Origin of the sequence: Gemmatimonas sp., from assembly GCF_041689975.1 — a bacterium.
Classification (GTDB): domain Bacteria; phylum Gemmatimonadota; class Gemmatimonadetes; order Gemmatimonadales; family Gemmatimonadaceae; genus Gemmatimonas.
Genome location: NZ_JBDNFF010000200.1, coordinates 1 through 15,888, shown reverse-complemented (window position 1 = coordinate 15,888; position 15,888 = coordinate 1). Strand labels below are relative to the sequence as shown.

The following is a 15,888-nucleotide window of genomic DNA, read 5'->3' as shown; positions in this document are numbered from 1 at the left end:
GATGAGGCAACGCGGCGATACCATGTGTTGGACAAACCCAAGCGTTTGGCTATTACTTTTGCCGACTGTCGTGCGCTCGGGCCAGAGGCGAGAGAATGGGCGAAAGGGTGGACGGCCGAAAGCGGGAGTGTAGTCAGAGTTTTCGCATCAGGGTTCGGGCCGGTAGGAACGAATGGTGTGGGCGGCGATATCCGCATCGAGAAAGTACACGGGCTTGAGCTGACCACGGGCGAACATCGCGGCCTGGTCGCTGTAGTGGGGCGACGTAGAGTCGGCGCTCTGTCCGTAGGCCAGCACCGAATAGGCGCGGGGCGCCCGGGCCCCGAACTCCACGGCGAGAATCCATCCATCGCCGGAGTTGGCGCTGCGCGTGCCGTCGGGGAGTTGCTCGTACGAGAGCACGCGGAAACAGCCGAGTGCTCCACTGCAACCGCCGACCGGTTCGTTGACCGGCCCACGGCGTACACGGTGCACATCGCCCCACGCCACGTCAACGGATCTATAGCGCCGCTGCATGTCGTCGACGGCCCAGGTGAACGCACTGATGGCCTTGTCGCGTTGACCGATGCCGCGCGGCGTGGACGTGAGTTTGGCCCATGACCACTTCTCAGCGTAAGCGGAGTCACGCGCTTGCGACTGATAGCGACGCCACCAGGTTTCGAAAAGCAAGCCGCCGCGGCTGGTGGGCGCGACGGTGTTGTCCCATGCCTCGAGCACGGCGAGCGCCTGGGCGACGGCGGGGGTAGGCGAGGATGACTCGAGCGCGGCGACGAGGTCGGGCTTGACGCGGTCGGCAAGCAGCATGCGCATGCTGTGCTTGCGAACGAGTACATCTTCGAGGGACAGCTTGTCCTTGCCGCCGATGAGCTGCAGCGCGTGCTGGCTGCGCAGGCGCAGCTCGCCTCGCTCCACGTTGTCCGGATAGCGCGCCGTATCGAGGAGCGCGTTGAGATTGGCGAAGTGCGGTGCGTCGTTCTCGTTGTGGACATATCCGCCGCGAGGGTTGAGCGTTTGCGGCAGCGAATCGAGCGCGATCAAGCGTGTCCACACATCGGCCGACGCACGCGCGGGAATCGGCATGGAGTCACCGCCCGAGCGCGTGGGAAGGCGCGGCACCGTACCCATCCAGATCGTGAGGATGTTTCCGGCACGATCGGCGTAAGTGAGGTTTGACGTGGCTCGAGCACGCGTGGCCAAGGCCCCCTTCCACTCGGCGAGATTGTGCGCGCGCATCATGGCGAGGAACTGCGACCCGGCGCGATACTCGCCTTCGGGGCCGGCGCGCACGATGTACAGTTTGTTGGCGGTGCGATGGACGACCGGTCCGAGCGGGGTGAACGCAACGCGCTGTGTTTCACTGACCAACGAGTCGTCGGTGCTGCCGATGCGGTACGGCAGTGTGATGTACTCGTAGCGAATCGGGATAGTCGTTCCATCGAACCGATAGCGTTCCGGATTGGTGGGGTCGAGATCGAGTTCGTAGACTTCGTCGAGATCTGGTGCGTTGTTGGTGGTGGCCCAGCCGAGGTCTTTGTTGAAACCACCGATCACCGAGAAGGCGCTGCCGATGCGGAAGTCGCCGTAGAAATCGAGTTTTCCCGGCAGCGTGACGTGGGCTTCCCAGTAGCCGGCGGTCCAGGCGAGGTGCGGATTGCGCAATAGAATGGCGCGACCGGATTTCGTGCGGCTAGGGGCGAGTGCCCAGGCATTGGAGCCGACGTCGGCATCGGCGCCGAGCAGCGGCGCGGCTTCTCGGTCGAGGCTCCCTGTGTCGCGAGGGGCCGGGCCGCCCGCACTGCGCTGCAGCCAGCGTGTGACCAGTCGCTCGGCGGTTGCGATGTTCGCGGTTCCGATATCGCCGGCGGCCACATCGTGCCCGTGGAAGACCGGTTTGGCCCACGACGGTAGCGTGTTCACGTTGGCGCGGATGTAGCGGTTCACGCCCTCGGCGAACCCGTCGTACATGTCACGGGTGTCGGCATCGAGCAGGTGATACGTCTGTTCGACGCGCTCGTGTTCGAGCGCTGCAGCGAAATCGGACGACAGGCTGTCCCGTCCGAACGTACGGCCCATCCACCCTTTCGAACGGATCAGACTGAGTATTACGCGCACTCCGTAGTCTTCGGCTTGCGTGTAACCAAGGCCAATACCGATGCCCTTGAAGTTGTCGGCGCTGATGTGGGGTACGCCGTATGCGGTGCGTCGGATGGTCGGTTCGCTGTTGGCGGGAGCGGGCTGTCGTGCGGCACCGAGCACCGCGGCGGCGATGCACAGAGGAATCAGGAGGCGAAAACGACGCGGAGCGTTTGAGGACATCACGCAATGCTGCGGCCTCGCGGGTGTTGGCGCAACGTCTGGCGCGACGCATAACCGAGTGAATTACTCGCGATCTGCGCTCTTGCGAGGACGACCCGACGCGATACGTTCGCAGAGGCCGCTTTCCGAACGAAAGCGGTGGCACGCCTTCCCGCGACATACCCCAAGGAGTTCTTCATGACCCAGCGAAGTTTGCTCGGCGCACTGGCCGTCGTCGCCGCAGCCTTCGCGGCCCCCGTCGTGCACGCGCAGCAAGCGACGACGGGGACCGTATCAGGCCGCGTGACGGATGCTGCTACCGGACAGCCCATCGGCGCCGCGCAGATCCAGGTGGTCGGTACCACGCTCGGCGCGCAGAGCAATCAGGACGGCATGTATTCCATTCGGGCGGTGCCGACTGGTGCGATCACGCTGCGCGTGCTCCGCCTTGGCTTCTCGGAAGGGCGCCAGTCGGCGACGGTGTCGGCGGCGCAAGTGACCACCGTGAACCTGCAGATCAAGTCGGTGCCGGCGGCGCTCAACCCCGTGGTTACGACCGCGACCGGCGATCAGCGCCGTATCGAAGTGGGTAATTCGATTGCCCAGATCAACGCAGCCGAAGTCGTGGAGACGCGCGGTGTGTCGAACATGGCCGACTTGCTCACGGCGCGTGCGCCGGGCGTGCTGGTGACGCCGGGTACGCAGACTGGTGCCGGCATGCGGGTGCGTATCCGCGGCACCAGCTCGGTGGCATTGTCGAACAACCCGATCTACGTGATCGACGGCATTCGTATCGATGGCTCGACGGGTTCCTCGACACTCAGCGTGGGCGGCACCACACCGAGTCGCGTGGGGGATCTGAATCCGGAAGAGATCGAGTCGATGGAAGTGGTGCGCGGCCCGTCAGCGGCCACGTTGTACGGCACCGACGCGGCGAACGGCGTGATCGTGATCAAGACCAAGCGCGGCGTGGCGGGCAAGCCGCAGTGGAACTATTACACCGAGCAGACGGCGCTCACCGACCGCAACGCGTACCCGACCGCCTACCGTGCCTGGCGCAACGGCACGACCGCGGCGACGACCTCGACGCGCTCGAACGCCGTGCAGTGCTTCCTGACGCAGAAGGCGGCGGGCTCGTGCGCCATCGACAGCGTGAGCAGCTATAACCTGCACGATGATCCGGAGTCCACGCCATACGGCATTGGATACCGGCAGCAGCACGGTTTGCAGCTGAAGGGCGGTTCGGACGCGGTGCGCTACTTCCTGCACGGCGAATGGGAAGCCGAAGACGGCGTGACGAAGCTCCCTGAATTCGACGCGCGCAAGTTGGCGGCGGCCGGCACACCGTTGAGCGCGATCCAGCTGAGCCCGAACAACCTGAACAAGATCACGTCGCGCGCGAATCTCAACATCACGTTGTCACCGAAGGCCGACGTCACGGTGAGCGCGGGCTATACGAATCAGGATCTGCGTCTGCCGCAGAGCGACGATTCGGGAACGGCGGGTGTGGCCGCCAACGTGTACGGCGGGCCCGGGTTCAAGTACAACCAGACGGCGACGGGCGACACGCTGTTCGGCTGGCGGCAGTTCACACCGCGCGACATTTTTCAGTCGGAATACAACCAGAGCATCAACCGCATCATCTCATCGGTCGGGTCGAACTATCGTCCGATGGATTGGCTCGCGCTGCGCGGCACCTTCGGTGTGGACTATCTAAATCGCGTGGACACGCAGCTGTGTCGTTTCCAGAATTGCCCGGACATCGGCGCGGATCGGCAGGGGTACAAGCGCGACAACCGTACGAGCTTCTACACCTACACGGTCGATGTCGGCGCAACGGCGACCAAGAAACTATCGTCGGCGATCGAGTCGAAGACCACGGCTGGCGTGCAGATGTTCCGGAACATCTTCGATCGCAACGGCGCCACAGGCCTCGTGCTGCCTCCCGGCGCGACCACGGTGACGGCGGGCGCGACGGCGCAGGCCGACGAGTCGAGCAGCGAGAGCCGCACGCTGGGCGCCTTCGTGGAACAGAACGTGGGTTTCAATGACCGCCTGTTTCTCACGGCCGCACTGCGCTCGGATCGCAACAGCGCGTTCGGCGCGAACTTCAAGACGGTGTTCTATCCGAAAATCGCGGCGTCGTGGGTGCTGTCGCAGGAGTCGTTCTTCCCGAAGCCGCAGTGGCTCGATCAGCTTCGCCTGCGCAGCGCGTACGGCGCCTCGGGCGTGCAGCCCGGCACGATCGACGCCGTGCAGTTCTACTCGGCCACCGCCGGTCGGCAGGAGAGTGGTGACGTGCCCGCGCTCGTGTACTCGACGCTGGGCAACCAGAATCTCCGGCCCGAGCGCTCGACGGAAACGGAAATCGGACTGGATGGTACGTACTGGAACGCGCGTATCAACACCGAGATCACGTACTACAACAAGTCGTCGAAGGACGCGCTGGTGAGCCGAATCCTGCCGCCGTCGCTGGGCACCGGCGCCACGGCCCGGCTGGAAAACCTCGGCTCCGTACGGAACCGTGGATTCGAAGCGCTGATCTCGGCACAGCTGATTCAGCGGAACGCGTTCGGTCTCGATGTGACGCTGAACGCCGCGTACAACGACAACGAGCTGATCAGCTTGGGCGGGCAGCCCAGCATCGGCGTGACGCAGCAGCAGCGCCAGGGCTATCCGCTGTATGGCTGGTGGTCGCGTCAGCTCACCGGCTTCGAAGACAAGAACGGCGACGGCATCATCACGTACAACGCCAGTCAGGCGCTGAGCGAGATCATGGTCACCGACACGTCGGTGTTCATCGGCTACTCGATGCCGAAAACGGAGATCGGCTTCACGACCGGTATCGACCTGTTCAACAAAGCGCTGCGTGTGAACGCGTTGGTGGACTACAAAGGCGGTCACAAGATCTACAACAACACGGAGCGTATTCGCTGCGCGAGCCGATTCAATTGCTCCGGGCTGCTGAATACGGCCTCGACGCTGGAAGAACAGGCGAGGGTAGTCATGGTGCGTGAACATCCGAGCCGCTCAGTGGCCGGGTACTTCGAGGACGGCGACTACCTGCGCTTCCGCGAACTGTCGGCGTCCTACCAAGTGCCGGCGCGCTTCGCAAACCGTCTGTTCCGCGGACGGAGTCTGAGCGCCACCGCATCCGTGCGTAACCTCGGCATTCTCTGGACCAAGTACACCGGCGTCGATCCTGAAGCGTTCTTTAGCACAGGAGACGCGCCGTCGGAGTTTCAGGCGTTCGGCCCGCCGACGTACTTCGCGTTCCGCTTCACTTTCGGCTTCTGAGGAGCATTCACCTTATGTATAGCACTTTGCACTCACGAGTCCGCGCGCTCGCCATGACGATCCTTACGGCCGGTACCTTGGCGTCGACCGGCTGCGATCCCGCCGAGTTCCTCACTGTCGAGGACCAGGACATCATCAACCCGAGCAACGTGGCCAGCGCGGCCGGCGCCAACGCCGCCCGCATTGGAGCGATTGCACGTCTCAACGTGGCGACCGCCGGCGGCGAGAGCCTGCTGCTGCTCGGCGGCCTCTTCACCGACGAATGGAACAACGGTGACTCGTTCATCGCGCGACAGGAGATCGACCAGCGCGTGATCACGCCCCAGAACAACTTCCTCACCGACGCCAATCGGTCGATGCATCGCGCGCGGTTGTCGGCCGAGCAGTCGATTCAGCTGTTGAAGCAGTGGAGCCCGACGGCGCCCGGATGGCAGCTGGGCGAGATGTACTTCATTCAGGCGTACGTCGAGGACCTGGCGGCGGAGCACTATTGCAGCGGCGTCGTGTTCAGCACGGTGGTGGACGGCGTGGAGTCGTATGGCACCCCGTTGACCACCGCCGCGACGTTCACGCGGGCATTGGCCCACGCCGATAGTGGACTCGCGCTGGTGACCGGCACGACAGCTGATGACGTGCGCGTACGAAGCGCGCTGCAGGTGATCAAGGGTCGGATTCTGCTTGGCCTCAATCGTCCGGCGGATGCCGCGACGGCGGTCACCGGCGTGGCGACCACGTTCCAGTATCTCACGTTCCACGCGCTCACGACCACCAGCAACCAATTCTGGAATCTCAACAACCTCACTGGCCGCTACAGCGTGAGCACGAGCGAAGGCGGGACAGGGATGAACTACGCGTTGGCGAACGATCCGCGCGTGCTGGTGTGTGCGGGCGGCGATGTGGCGTGTCGCGCGATCGGCGTGACGAAGGCGAGCCGCGACGACCTGACCTTGCCGTACTACGTGCAGCGGTCGTGGCCTGCGCGCGAGACGTCGGTGGCGATCGTGTCTGGCCAGGAAGCCCGGCTCATTGAAGCCGAGGCGCAGCTGAGGGCCGGCAACACGGCGGGTTCACTGGTCACGTTGAGCGCCTTACGCGCCACGTTTGCGGGCATGACGCCGTTGGCGGACGCGGGCACGGACGCGACGCGCGTGGATCAGCTGTTCCGCGAGCGGGCATTCACTCTTTTCGGCCGTGGTACGCGCACGGGCGACATGCGTCGGCTCATTCGGCAGTATGCGCGCACCGCGGCCACGGTGTTCCCGACGGGCGCGTGGCACAAGGGTGGCAACTACGGCACGGACGTGACGTTGCCGTTGCCATTGGCGGAAACGAACAACCCGAACGCGGGCGCGGGGGTTTGTATTGATCGAAACCCGTAGTGTGGTGCGGATCAGGGTCAGCTGAACGGATCACACAGAGGTGCAGAGAAAAGGAGGACACAGAGCGGAGTTCGCGTTGTGTCCTCCTTTGCGTGCGGACTTCGAGACATCGCGCCCTACTTCACGATGTTCAGATACGTGGTGATGACGATCGCGTTGGTGAAATCGATGAAGAACGCGCCCACCATGGGTAGCACCAGAAAGGCGCGCGGAGCGGGGCCGAATCGATCGGTGAGGGCGTTCATGTTCGCGACGGCATTCGGGGTGGCGCCGAGTCCGAATCCGCAGTGTCCACCGGCCATGACGGCGGCGTCGTAGTCGCGGCCCATCACGCGGAAGGTGACGAAGTACGCGAAGGCGGCCATCATCCCGACCTGCACGGCGAGGATGACCAGCATGGGCAGCGCCAAGTCGAGCAGCTCCCAGAGCTTGAGCGTCATTAGCGCCATCGAAAGGAAAAGCGACAGCGCCACGGTGCCGATGTCGTCCACGGTGCGTTGCTCGAGGCGCACGAGGCGGAGGCGATCAAAGACGTTGCGGAAGACGGCGGCGACGATCATCGCGCCGATGTAGCCGGGTAGCGTCACGTACGCACCGAGCCACGTGCTGAGCAGTCCACCGGCCCACATGGCCACCAGTATGACGGCGAGCGTTTTGAGCAACGTGTACGCCGTGGGCGCTTCACCGATGGGTTCAGTATCGATCTCGGCGTCGAGCGAAGCATTGGAGAGATCAAGTCCGCTCGTGTTGACTGCCGTCGACATTGCGGGTTTGCCGCTTGCTTTGAGGTTGCCAATGAGCCGGGTGCCGACGGGCCCGCCGATCAATCCACCGGCGACCAAGCCGAACGTGGCCGATGCCATCGCCAGCGTGACGGCGCCCGCGAATCCGTACTGCTCTTCAAAGACCTTGCCGAACGCGGCGCCGGTCCCGTGCCCACCGGTCATGGTGACGGAACCGGTGATGAGTCCGAGCAATGGATTGACGCTCAGCAGCTTGGCCAGAAGCACGCCGACGCCGTTCTGGAATACGGCCAACAGTGTTGCGAGGCCGGCAAAGAGAAGCACCTGCGGTCCGCCCAATCGCAGCAGGCCGAGGCTCGCGCCGAGACCGATGGTGGTGAAGAACGCGACCATGAGCGGAGACTGCAGCGTGTTCGTGAACTCGAAGGCGAGCACGTTGGAGAGGCGCAGAGCGAGTGCGACGGAGGCGAAGAGGAAGCCGCCGATGACCGGGGCCGGGATGTTGAACCGGTCGAGAAACCCTACGCGCTTGCGGATGCCATAGCCCAGGAAGAGCACGACCGAGGCGAGCGCCACGGTCTGGATCATATCGAGCGTGAGAATGGGCAAGCGGAGGCTCCTGGGGAGGATTTCGGCGGCGGTGGGGGTCGAGGAATTGTACTGCATTGTGCCGAGCCGCATCCAGGCGCTGGTCGTCAATCGTCAATCTCGTCAAGTGTCAGCAACGACAATTCCGCCGCGCTCTCCGACACGAACCGCACGGTGATTCCGCGTTGCAGCAGCGCGAGCAGCTGTCCTTCGGCCGCGGCGCGCATGTCGGCAATGTCTTCCACGGCGAAGGCCAAGCCGCGGCGGTCATTGCCTTTACGATGAATCCTCTGGTGGTCAGGTGAGTGGCACTAAGGGCAGCAAGGCCGCCGCCCCTGACTTCGAATAATCGCCTGACCGTCTGACAGTGACTGCGCTGTCTCGGGGGCACGGCCTGCAGTGGCTGGCTGCGCTGATTATCGTGGATCGCGCGCGCGGCTTCGGTAAGAAGGCTTAGCGCGTGAGCCGAAATGGGTGCGCGGCTTCGACGAACGGCGTTCGGATCTTTCAGCTGAACGCCAGTTCCGGCACGCGCCCCTTCCCGACCGGCGCCTCAGCAGACGGTACAGGGCTTGGCACCGGCGCGTCATCGTTTCCGTCGCCGCCGTTGTCGTCGCGATCGTCATCCGTGTCGTCGTCATCGTCGTCACGATGCTCCCGTTCCCACTCGTCGAGCACCTGTGTCATGCGCGCGTCGTAGTACTCGCCAAGCTCTGCATACACGGTGCTCTCCACCGAGATGAAGGAGCGGAGATCGTCGACGGTTTGGCCGAAGTCGAGCGACGCCTCGATCCATCCGACCACGAGCCCACCGCCGGCGAGTTCGATCTCGTCGCCGCTGATGCCGTCGATGAGAGACACCAGCTGCGCCAACGAGAGCGGACCGCGGCTGGACTTGATGCCCGGCACGTAGGTCGTGTGGTATTCGTCGGCAACGCGATAGGTGAAGCGACCACCAGGTGAGACTCGGCGCGCGCGTACCGTGAACACATCTTGCGTCGAGGTCTGCATAACCACCCGCGCGATCTCGACTTCACCGGTCTTGTAGTCGGGCAAGTACTCGCCGCCGTAAAACGACGGATGTAGCTGTCCCAGATGCCGCACATCGCGCATCGTGAGGGTGTCCTGCACGTAGTGCTCGTGAATAGGCCCCAGCACCTCGTCCATGCCGCCGGCGATGAAATCGCGCGCCATCTCGCGGCGGTTCTGCCCCTTGATGTTCTGTACGATGGCCGAGAGCGGGTCGTTATTGGCCCAGTACGACGTGGGGCGGACGCCGAGATCGATGCCTGGTACGGCGGGGACAGGGTATGACTTTCGCGGCATATGCCACCTCCCAGAGAGAGTGCGTTTGCTCTCGACGTCCTCTTCATGGTGGTCACCGAAACGCGGGTGACCGGCTGCGTCGATTGTGGTGTCAGGCTGGGTTGGTGCGCTACGACAGCAGCTTGACACTGTCTAGTTTAAGCATTGACTAGACAGTGTCAAGTATATTTCGGTTTCTGAGCATTCGCCTCCAACGCCCGAGCCATGCGCGCCGCTGCTCACGACAACCCCAGCCACGACGACGCTCCAGCCGAGTCGCCCGCGCCGAGATCGGCACGTACGGAGTTCGTCGATGCGGCGGTGGCGTACCTGCTCGGCCAGCGTGGAAAATCCGACGGGGCCACGGGCGACGGCGGTGCCGTGGCGCGCACCACGAGCGCGCGTGGAGGGACCGCGATGCGCGAGCCCGCACGTCCGTCGGCATCAGCGCTAGGCATCCGGCTGGTGGCCGAACTCACCGGGCGCAGTCACGCCGCGCCGCTGTTCCACTTCCCCGACCGGCTGTGTTTCGTGGCCGCCGTGGCCGCCGAAGGATTCCGGCGGCAGACGCAGCGCGTGCGCGAAGCCGCGACCGAGTCGAGCACCGAGCATGTGCACGAGCCGGCAACCGAACGGCTGCAACGCTGCGCGTTCGCCTACGTGCAATGGGCCAGCGGTGCGCCGGCGCTCTTCGCGACGATGTACGACCCCGAGCTCGCCCCGGTGCTCGAAGCGTTCATGATGTTCGGCGACGACGAGGCGCGTATCGGCGAACAGTTACCCACGCACTTTGGCGGCGACGGGAAGCCCGCACGTCGCCGCTATCACGCGTATCGCGAGCTGTACGAAGCCAAGCAGCATGCCATCGACACCTTCGTGACCATCGCACGCGAAGGGATTCGCGACGGATCGCTGCGCAGTGACCTCAGCGCGCACGACGTGGCGCACGTGGTCACGTCCGTAGCCGACGGCCTCGCGTGGCAACACGTGACGGAACAGCAGTCGATCGGGCGGCTGCTCGAGGCGCACACGCGGCGGATGATTCGGTTGTGTTTTGAGGGCGTTCAGGAGCCCGCGCGCTGATCTGGCCGCGTGATCATTGCGCGTTCTTCAGCAAGGCGCTCCGCGAGATACACTTTCAACAGCGACTGGTACGGCACACCGCGTTGATTCGCCAGAACCTTCAGCTCATCCAACATGCCTTGCGGCAACCGCAACGAGATCGTCGCCGTCGAGAGCTTGAGATTCGGGAAGGAGACACGCTCTGCCTTCGTCCAATCGAAATACTCGGTGGTATCCGCGGTGGCCCAGAACTCCCGCTCTTCGCTTTCAGAGCGAAACGTCGGAATGGGCTTACGGGCTTTCGTGCGGGACGTTGGCATACTGAGTGCGCTCCTTCCGGCTCATCGGACGGGCTGAAATGACACGGACATGATCGCGACGCAACGTAAAACCCACTGACAGCAATCGTCCGGCATTCGTGCGACCGAGGAGCGCATAGCGTCGCTCCCGATCGGAATGCTTCGCATCGTCGGCGATGAGTACCGGCCGATTGAAAAACACGTCCTCTGCTTCCGCCTGCGTCACGCCGTGCCGCGCCCAGCTCTTCTGGTCGTCGCCCCGATCCCAGTCGAACCCAGCAAGGCGGGCGTGCAACTCCTTGAAATCGGCTACCGTTCAAGTATCTGGTCATCCTCTACATTTCGCCAAATCGTGTCCGTGCGCGTGGCCCAAGTGCCTGACGACGGCAACGCTACGCATTGGCTTGCGCGCCGGTTTGGCCGTGTGGAGCGGTCGGCGGCGAGAATGGCGATATGCTACGACCACCTCGGCGTCGAGCGCACGAGCCAGATGCGGTGAGCCTGCGGCAATTGCACGACGCGATGGATGCGTTCGCAAGGCGGAATACGAACGGCTCACCCATCGCGACGACGGTGCAGCGGCAGGCATCCGATCGCGGTCGAGCAGCGGCTGTATCAGGGCGCGAATCCCCCAACCTAGCGGCCTTATCCGACGATCCGTGGCGCCGCTGCCGGCGCCGGTTCGGCAGTAACTTACCCGTTGTCGCGCCGAATCTGCCCGTCGTAACGGTGCTTGCCGCGCTTCATGTTGTACGCCCGCTGCATCTGGTATTTAGCGTCCATCTCGTGCAGCTCGCCCCGCTCGTACTGCTGCCCCAGCGCCGTGAGGTCCGCCACCTGCTGACACAGCATCTCGTCATCCACGGTGAGCGGTGAGGCGATGATGGCCGACGACGCCTGCGCCATGATCTCGCGAGCCCGATCGGCGTCTCCGTCGCGCTGCGCACGGGCCGCGTCCTCGCGGTACTTTGCCGTGCGGGCCAGCAGCACCGCCTTCTCGAGCTCGGGCACGACCACGTCCTGCATCGCCGACGTCGCCGCGATCGGCATCGTCAGCACACGATGCTCGACGCCACCGTCGGCGGTGAGCACGTCGGCCTGAATCGTGAGCGTCGCCAGCATCACCGTTTCCGCGACGTCCGTCGCCGCCGCGCTACGGCGCGGAACGAATAGCTCGAAGAGCAGCGGCTTGGGCTCACTCGCGTAGAGATCACCGAGATCGAATCGCCACGTCTCGCTGCCGGGCGTGACGGGCCAGTCGGAGTGCACGAGCAGCATGCCGACGGGGTCGTGCAGCGTGAGTGATACCCGCACGCTCTGCGCCGCCACAGACAGCAGGTTGCCCAGCTCCTCGGCGAACACGTCCTGCGCCTGATCGGGACGCTCGATGTACCACGCGTTTCCACCGCCAGCATCCGCCATGGCGCGTAGCAGCTGGTCGTCATAGCCGTCGCCCACGCCCACGGTGCTGGTAGTAATCCCCTTCGATCGCGCCTCACGCGCGAGGCCCACGAGGCGATCGACGTCGGTGATGCCAACATTGGCCAGTCCGTCGGTAAGCAGTACCACGCGCCGCGTGCTGCCGTTCCCGGTCATGAGACCCAAGGCATCAGCCATTTGCTGACGACCGCGCAACCAGCCGCCGCTCAGGTTCGTGGAGCCCCGCGTTTCGAGCGCGCGCAGCGTGGCGGCGAGATGTGAGTGCGTGGCGACGGACGCGATGGCGCCGACCTCCTCCACCTCATCGTCGAATGCCACCGCGCCGACCACGTCGGCGGGATGCAACCGTTCGACCGCGCGTGCCGCTGCCTCGCGTACCGCCTCGAGCGGCTCGCCGCTCATCGAACCGCTCCGGTCCAGCACGAGCGACAGGCCGAGCTGGGGGCGGGCCGCGTCGACGGGCGCCTCGCCGCGGATGGTGAGCAGGGCCCGCACCACTGTTCCGTCTTCGGAAGTGTGTGCCTGGTGATCAATCAGTAACGTGGTCTGCATCTGGATGAACTCCCGTGAAAGGGTCATTAGTGTGATTTCAATCTCCGGGGAGGGTCTGACAGTCAGGCTGGCACTGTCGCCGCCCCGTGCTAGCTTCGGGATCTGTCCGGGCCTTGGCGTATCCAACGGCTCGTCTCCACGTCCGGCGCTCCCATTGGCGCGCTGCACGAACGCCACTGTCATCAGGCCACTGTCATGTCGCACGAATTTTCAGTTCCCGGTACGGCGCGCGAGCGCGATCTCGAGAGTGAAGGCGCCGATGATTTCGACGCGCCGCCGGCACACGCGGGGAACGCGAAGCTGCAGCGGTGGATCGATCTCGTCGCGGCCCTGCTCGCGCGCCGAAAGGAGGTGACCTTCGAGCAGCTCGCGCCCGACGTGCCCGCCTACGAATGGCCCGATGTCGCCGACACGGCCGACAAGGCGCAGGCGGCCGAGATCAAGCGACGGCGCGACAGTACCAAGCGCATGTTCGAACGCGACAAGGACGAACTGCGTGCGCTCGGCATTCCCATTGAGACCGTTGCCGACCATGGCGACAACGAGGAAGGCGCGTATCGTTTGCGCCGCACCGATTTCTATCTGCCGTACCTCGTGCTGGTGGCGCCCGGTCGTGCCCGCCTACCGCTCACGCAACCGCCGCCGGGATCGCCGGCTGAGCGCGCGCGCGAGATTGCCGGCTATGGTTACGCCGCGCTGGCGACACTGGCCTTCGAACCCGACGAACTGCAAGCCATCGTCGATGCGGCGGCCTGCGCGCGCGAGCTCGGCGATCCGATGCTTGCGCTCGAGGCGTCGCGTGCGTTGCGCAAGCTCGCGTTCGATCTGCCAGTGGGACCGACGGACGATGATGCGCCGCGCGACACCACGCACGCCGACGATGGAGTGCCTCGCGTACAGCGTGATGCGGGGCAGCACGACGCCGCGGTGTTCGCAGCGCTGGCAGACGCGATGCAGCGACGCAAGCGCGTGAGCTTGACGTACCACACCTTTGGTCGCAATGACGTTCGCGAACGCACGATCGAACCGTGGGGGCTCTTCTTTGTGAGCGGCCACTGGTACCTCGCCGCACAGGATGTCGACGCGGCCGCGCTCCGGAACTTCCGCCTGAATCGCATCCGCGCGCCGCGCATCAACACGAAGCAGGCGCATACCGCCGACTTCGAGGTGCCGTCCGACTTCCGCCTGCGCGAGCATGCGGCGTCGAGACAGGCGTGGGAGCTCGGCGACGACCCGGCGCTGGAGGTGGTGGTGCGGTTTCGCGCCCACGATCACGCGGCGCGCGCCGCAGTTCAGCTCGGGGAGCCACTCCCACCGGCACCCGATGGTGCCGAACGTCGTCGCTTTCGGGTGCGACGTGAAGACGCCTTTATTCGCTGGTTGCTCGCGCTCGCGGGTGACGCGATTCCCGAGTCGCCCGCCACGCTCGTGCACGGGGTGCGCAGCGCACTCGAACGCTTGGCGACATCGGTTGAAACAGGTGAGGCGCAGGCAGCGGCGCTGGGGGCGCAGTCGCCCGAACTCGCACAGCCGCTGCCGCAACCGACCACGCGCGCGGGACGGGTGACCGACACGGCCGCCGCGCAGTTACGTCGACTCCTGCAGACGATGCCGCTGCTCGCGAGCGGTGACTCACATCCAATCGAGGATCTGGTACAGCGCACGGGCACCGATGCGGACACGCTGCGCAACGACGTCTATGCGCTCGTCGCGCGCTACGACACGCCGGGGGGATTCGTGGAGGGCGTACGGCTGTTCATCGACCGCGACACCATCTCCGCGGTCACCACGGCCTTCAGGCGGCCGATGCGTCTGGTCGCGACGGAGATCTGTGCGATCACGCTCGGGCTCTCGGTGCTGAAGCATCTGCGCACACCCGACGAGCACGCGGTGCTGGAGCGGGCGCGGGCACGCCTCGAACAGGTCATCGTCGAGGTCGGAAGCGATCCGCTGGTGGAACGGTTCGTCGTCTCGATGGGCGAGGGGGGTGATCTGGCCACGCTCGCCACCGTGCGTTCGGCGCTCCAGCAGCGTGAGGTACTCGCGCTTCGCTACCACAAGACCGGCGCCGATGTCGCCGAAACGCGCGACGTCGAGCCCTATGCCATTCTCGCGAGCGGTGCGCGGCTGTACATGGTGGCGCACTGCCGGCGCGCGCAGGAGCTGCGACTGTTCCGTCTCGATCGCGTACTCGAGGCGACCAGTACCGGCGAGCGGTACGTGATTCCCGCAGGGTTTTCGATCGACGCGGTGCTCGAGCGCGGCCGCGCGTTCATGAGCGGCCTGCACGATCTGTTGGTCGTGCGCTACTCACCACGCATCGCCCGGTGGATCGCGGAGCGCGAAGGCGTCTCGTTGGCGGCGGATGGTTCACTCACGTTGTCGCACCCGCTGGCGGACGCGGAGTGGGCCGTGCGTCACGTGTTCCAGTACGGCGGCGACGCCGAGGTGCTCGCGCCGGCGTCGGTGCGTGAGGCGATGCGTGCGCGGATTACCGCGCTTCGCGGGGCGCTGGACGTGTAGCGCGATGGAGGATTCTCTCCGTAGCGATGCATCGCTGAGTCAAGCCAACTTCGGCGTCAGTAGTGTCCCAACGTTTTTCAGAGGAGAACGAGTGGAATGGGCTCGAAATCAGCGTCTGAATAACGGGGTGGTGGCATAAGTAGTCGATGGAGCGGGACTTGCTCGAACAGGGCCACACTCAGGATCTGTAGCATTTCGTAGACGCGTTGCCGGTCAAGCGGTAGACCTTGCTTCTCGATCCAGAGGTGTGTCTTCACCGCGTGCGCGCTTGTCCCCACGCACTGCCTGATGCGCCGACGCGGCGTGATCCACGAGAAGCACCACTCCACCCGTGAACACGTGGGTACACCACTCCTGGTGTTACTGTGCTTCGCGTGCCTTCGCGATCTTCGCGGACTTCGCGCG

Annotated in this window: 12 protein-coding genes; 5 read left to right on the top strand and 7 right to left on the bottom strand. The window is 64.9% G+C overall.

Features of this window, described 5'->3' with window-relative positions; all coding sequences use genetic code 11:
• Window positions 1-147: 147 nt before the first annotated feature.
• Window positions 148-2,316 (bottom strand): penicillin acylase family protein, encoded by a 2,169-nt coding sequence (locus ACESNG_RS12665; RefSeq protein WP_373064264.1) that lies wholly within the window; start codon window positions 2,314-2,316, stop codon window positions 148-150.
• Window positions 2,317-2,493: 177 nt separating this feature from the next.
• Here ACESNG_RS12665 and ACESNG_RS12660 point away from each other — a divergent pair, with 177 nt between their 5' ends.
• Window positions 2,494-5,592: a SusC/RagA family TonB-linked outer membrane protein gene (locus tag ACESNG_RS12660; protein WP_373064266.1), complete on the top strand. Its 3,099-nt coding sequence runs from the start codon at window positions 2,494-2,496 to the stop codon at window positions 5,590-5,592.
• Between the two features lie 53 nt (window positions 5,593-5,645).
• Window positions 5,646-6,971, top strand: coding sequence for a hypothetical protein (locus tag ACESNG_RS12655; RefSeq protein WP_373064268.1), 1,326 nt, complete (start codon window positions 5,646-5,648; stop codon window positions 6,969-6,971).
• 116 nt (window positions 6,972-7,087) lie between these two features.
• Here ACESNG_RS12655 and gltS read toward each other — a convergent pair whose 3' ends face one another.
• From gltS to ACESNG_RS12640, 3 genes are all read right to left on the bottom strand, one after another.
• A complete protein-coding gene (gene gltS / locus ACESNG_RS12650) occupies window positions 7,088-8,323 on the bottom strand; it encodes a sodium/glutamate symporter (RefSeq protein WP_373069237.1) in 1,236 nt (411 codons plus the stop codon).
• An 86-nt stretch (window positions 8,324-8,409) separates the two neighbouring features.
• Window positions 8,410-8,547: a hypothetical protein gene (locus tag ACESNG_RS12645; RefSeq protein WP_373069235.1), complete on the bottom strand. Its 138-nt coding sequence runs from the start codon at window positions 8,545-8,547 to the stop codon at window positions 8,410-8,412.
• A gap of 262 nt (window positions 8,548-8,809) precedes the next feature.
• Window positions 8,810-9,628 (bottom strand): hypothetical protein, encoded by an 819-nt coding sequence (locus ACESNG_RS12640; RefSeq protein ID WP_373069233.1) that lies wholly within the window; start codon window positions 9,626-9,628, stop codon window positions 8,810-8,812.
• A gap of 204 nt (window positions 9,629-9,832) precedes the next feature.
• Here ACESNG_RS12640 and ACESNG_RS12635 point away from each other — a divergent pair, with 204 nt between their 5' ends.
• The gene (locus ACESNG_RS12635; protein WP_373064276.1) at window positions 9,833-10,690 is read left to right on the top strand and encodes a hypothetical protein; all 858 of its coding nucleotides are present in this window, start codon (window positions 9,833-9,835) and stop codon (window positions 10,688-10,690) included.
• Here the strand turns inward: ACESNG_RS12635 and ACESNG_RS12630 are convergent.
• Complete coding sequence (locus ACESNG_RS12630; protein WP_373064278.1) at window positions 10,672-10,989, bottom strand: BrnA antitoxin family protein; 318 nt, start codon at window positions 10,987-10,989, stop codon at window positions 10,672-10,674. The two genes, ACESNG_RS12635 and ACESNG_RS12630, sit on opposite strands and share 19 nt — an antisense overlap.
• A complete protein-coding gene (locus ACESNG_RS12625) occupies window positions 10,961-11,194 on the bottom strand; it encodes a BrnT family toxin (RefSeq protein WP_373064286.1) in 234 nt (77 codons plus the stop codon). Before ACESNG_RS12625 ends, ACESNG_RS12630 begins: the two co-directional genes overlap by 29 nt.
• On the opposite strand from ACESNG_RS12625, the gene ACESNG_RS12620 reads away from it, so the two are divergent.
• Window positions 11,126-11,467, top strand: a complete 342-nt coding sequence (locus tag ACESNG_RS12620) for a hypothetical protein (protein ID WP_373064288.1) — start codon at window positions 11,126-11,128, stop codon at window positions 11,465-11,467. The two genes, ACESNG_RS12625 and ACESNG_RS12620, sit on opposite strands and share 69 nt — an antisense overlap.
• A gap of 194 nt (window positions 11,468-11,661) precedes the next feature.
• On the opposite strand, the gene ACESNG_RS12615 is transcribed toward ACESNG_RS12620, so the two are convergent.
• The gene (locus tag ACESNG_RS12615) at window positions 11,662-12,960 is read right to left on the bottom strand and encodes a VWA domain-containing protein (RefSeq protein WP_373064280.1); all 1,299 of its coding nucleotides are present in this window, start codon (window positions 12,958-12,960) and stop codon (window positions 11,662-11,664) included.
• Window positions 12,961-13,155: 195 nt separating this feature from the next.
• Between ACESNG_RS12615 and ACESNG_RS12610 the strand changes: the two genes are divergently transcribed.
• Entirely contained in the window at window positions 13,156-15,483 is a 2,328-nt protein-coding gene (locus ACESNG_RS12610; protein WP_373064282.1) for a helix-turn-helix transcriptional regulator, read from the top strand.
• Window positions 15,484-15,888: the final 405 nt, after the last annotated feature.

Bases quoted from the DNA above. Each gene is read 5' to 3' on its own strand.
- ACESNG_RS12665 (WP_373064264.1), bottom strand. From the start codon at position 2,316: ATGTCCTCAAACGCTCCGCGTCGTTTTCGCCTCCTGATTCCTCTGTGC.
- ACESNG_RS12660 (WP_373064266.1), top strand. From the start codon at position 2,494: ATGACCCAGCGAAGTTTGCTCGGCGCACTGGCCGTCGTCGCCGCAGCC.
- ACESNG_RS12655 (WP_373064268.1), top strand. From the start codon at position 5,646: ATGACGATCCTTACGGCCGGTACCTTGGCGTCGACCGGCTGCGATCCC.
- ACESNG_RS12640 (WP_373069233.1), bottom strand. From the start codon at position 9,628: ATGCCGCGAAAGTCATACCCTGTCCCCGCCGTACCAGGCATCGATCTC.
- ACESNG_RS12635 (WP_373064276.1), top strand. From the start codon at position 9,833: ATGCGCGCCGCTGCTCACGACAACCCCAGCCACGACGACGCTCCAGCC.
- ACESNG_RS12630 (WP_373064278.1), bottom strand. From the start codon at position 10,989: ATGCCAACGTCCCGCACGAAAGCCCGTAAGCCCATTCCGACGTTTCGC.
- ACESNG_RS12620 (WP_373064288.1), top strand. From the start codon at position 11,126: ATGCTTCGCATCGTCGGCGATGAGTACCGGCCGATTGAAAAACACGTC.
- ACESNG_RS12615 (WP_373064280.1), bottom strand. From the start codon at position 12,960: ATGCAGACCACGTTACTGATTGATCACCAGGCACACACTTCCGAAGAC.
- ACESNG_RS12610 (WP_373064282.1), top strand. From the start codon at position 13,156: ATGTCGCACGAATTTTCAGTTCCCGGTACGGCGCGCGAGCGCGATCTC.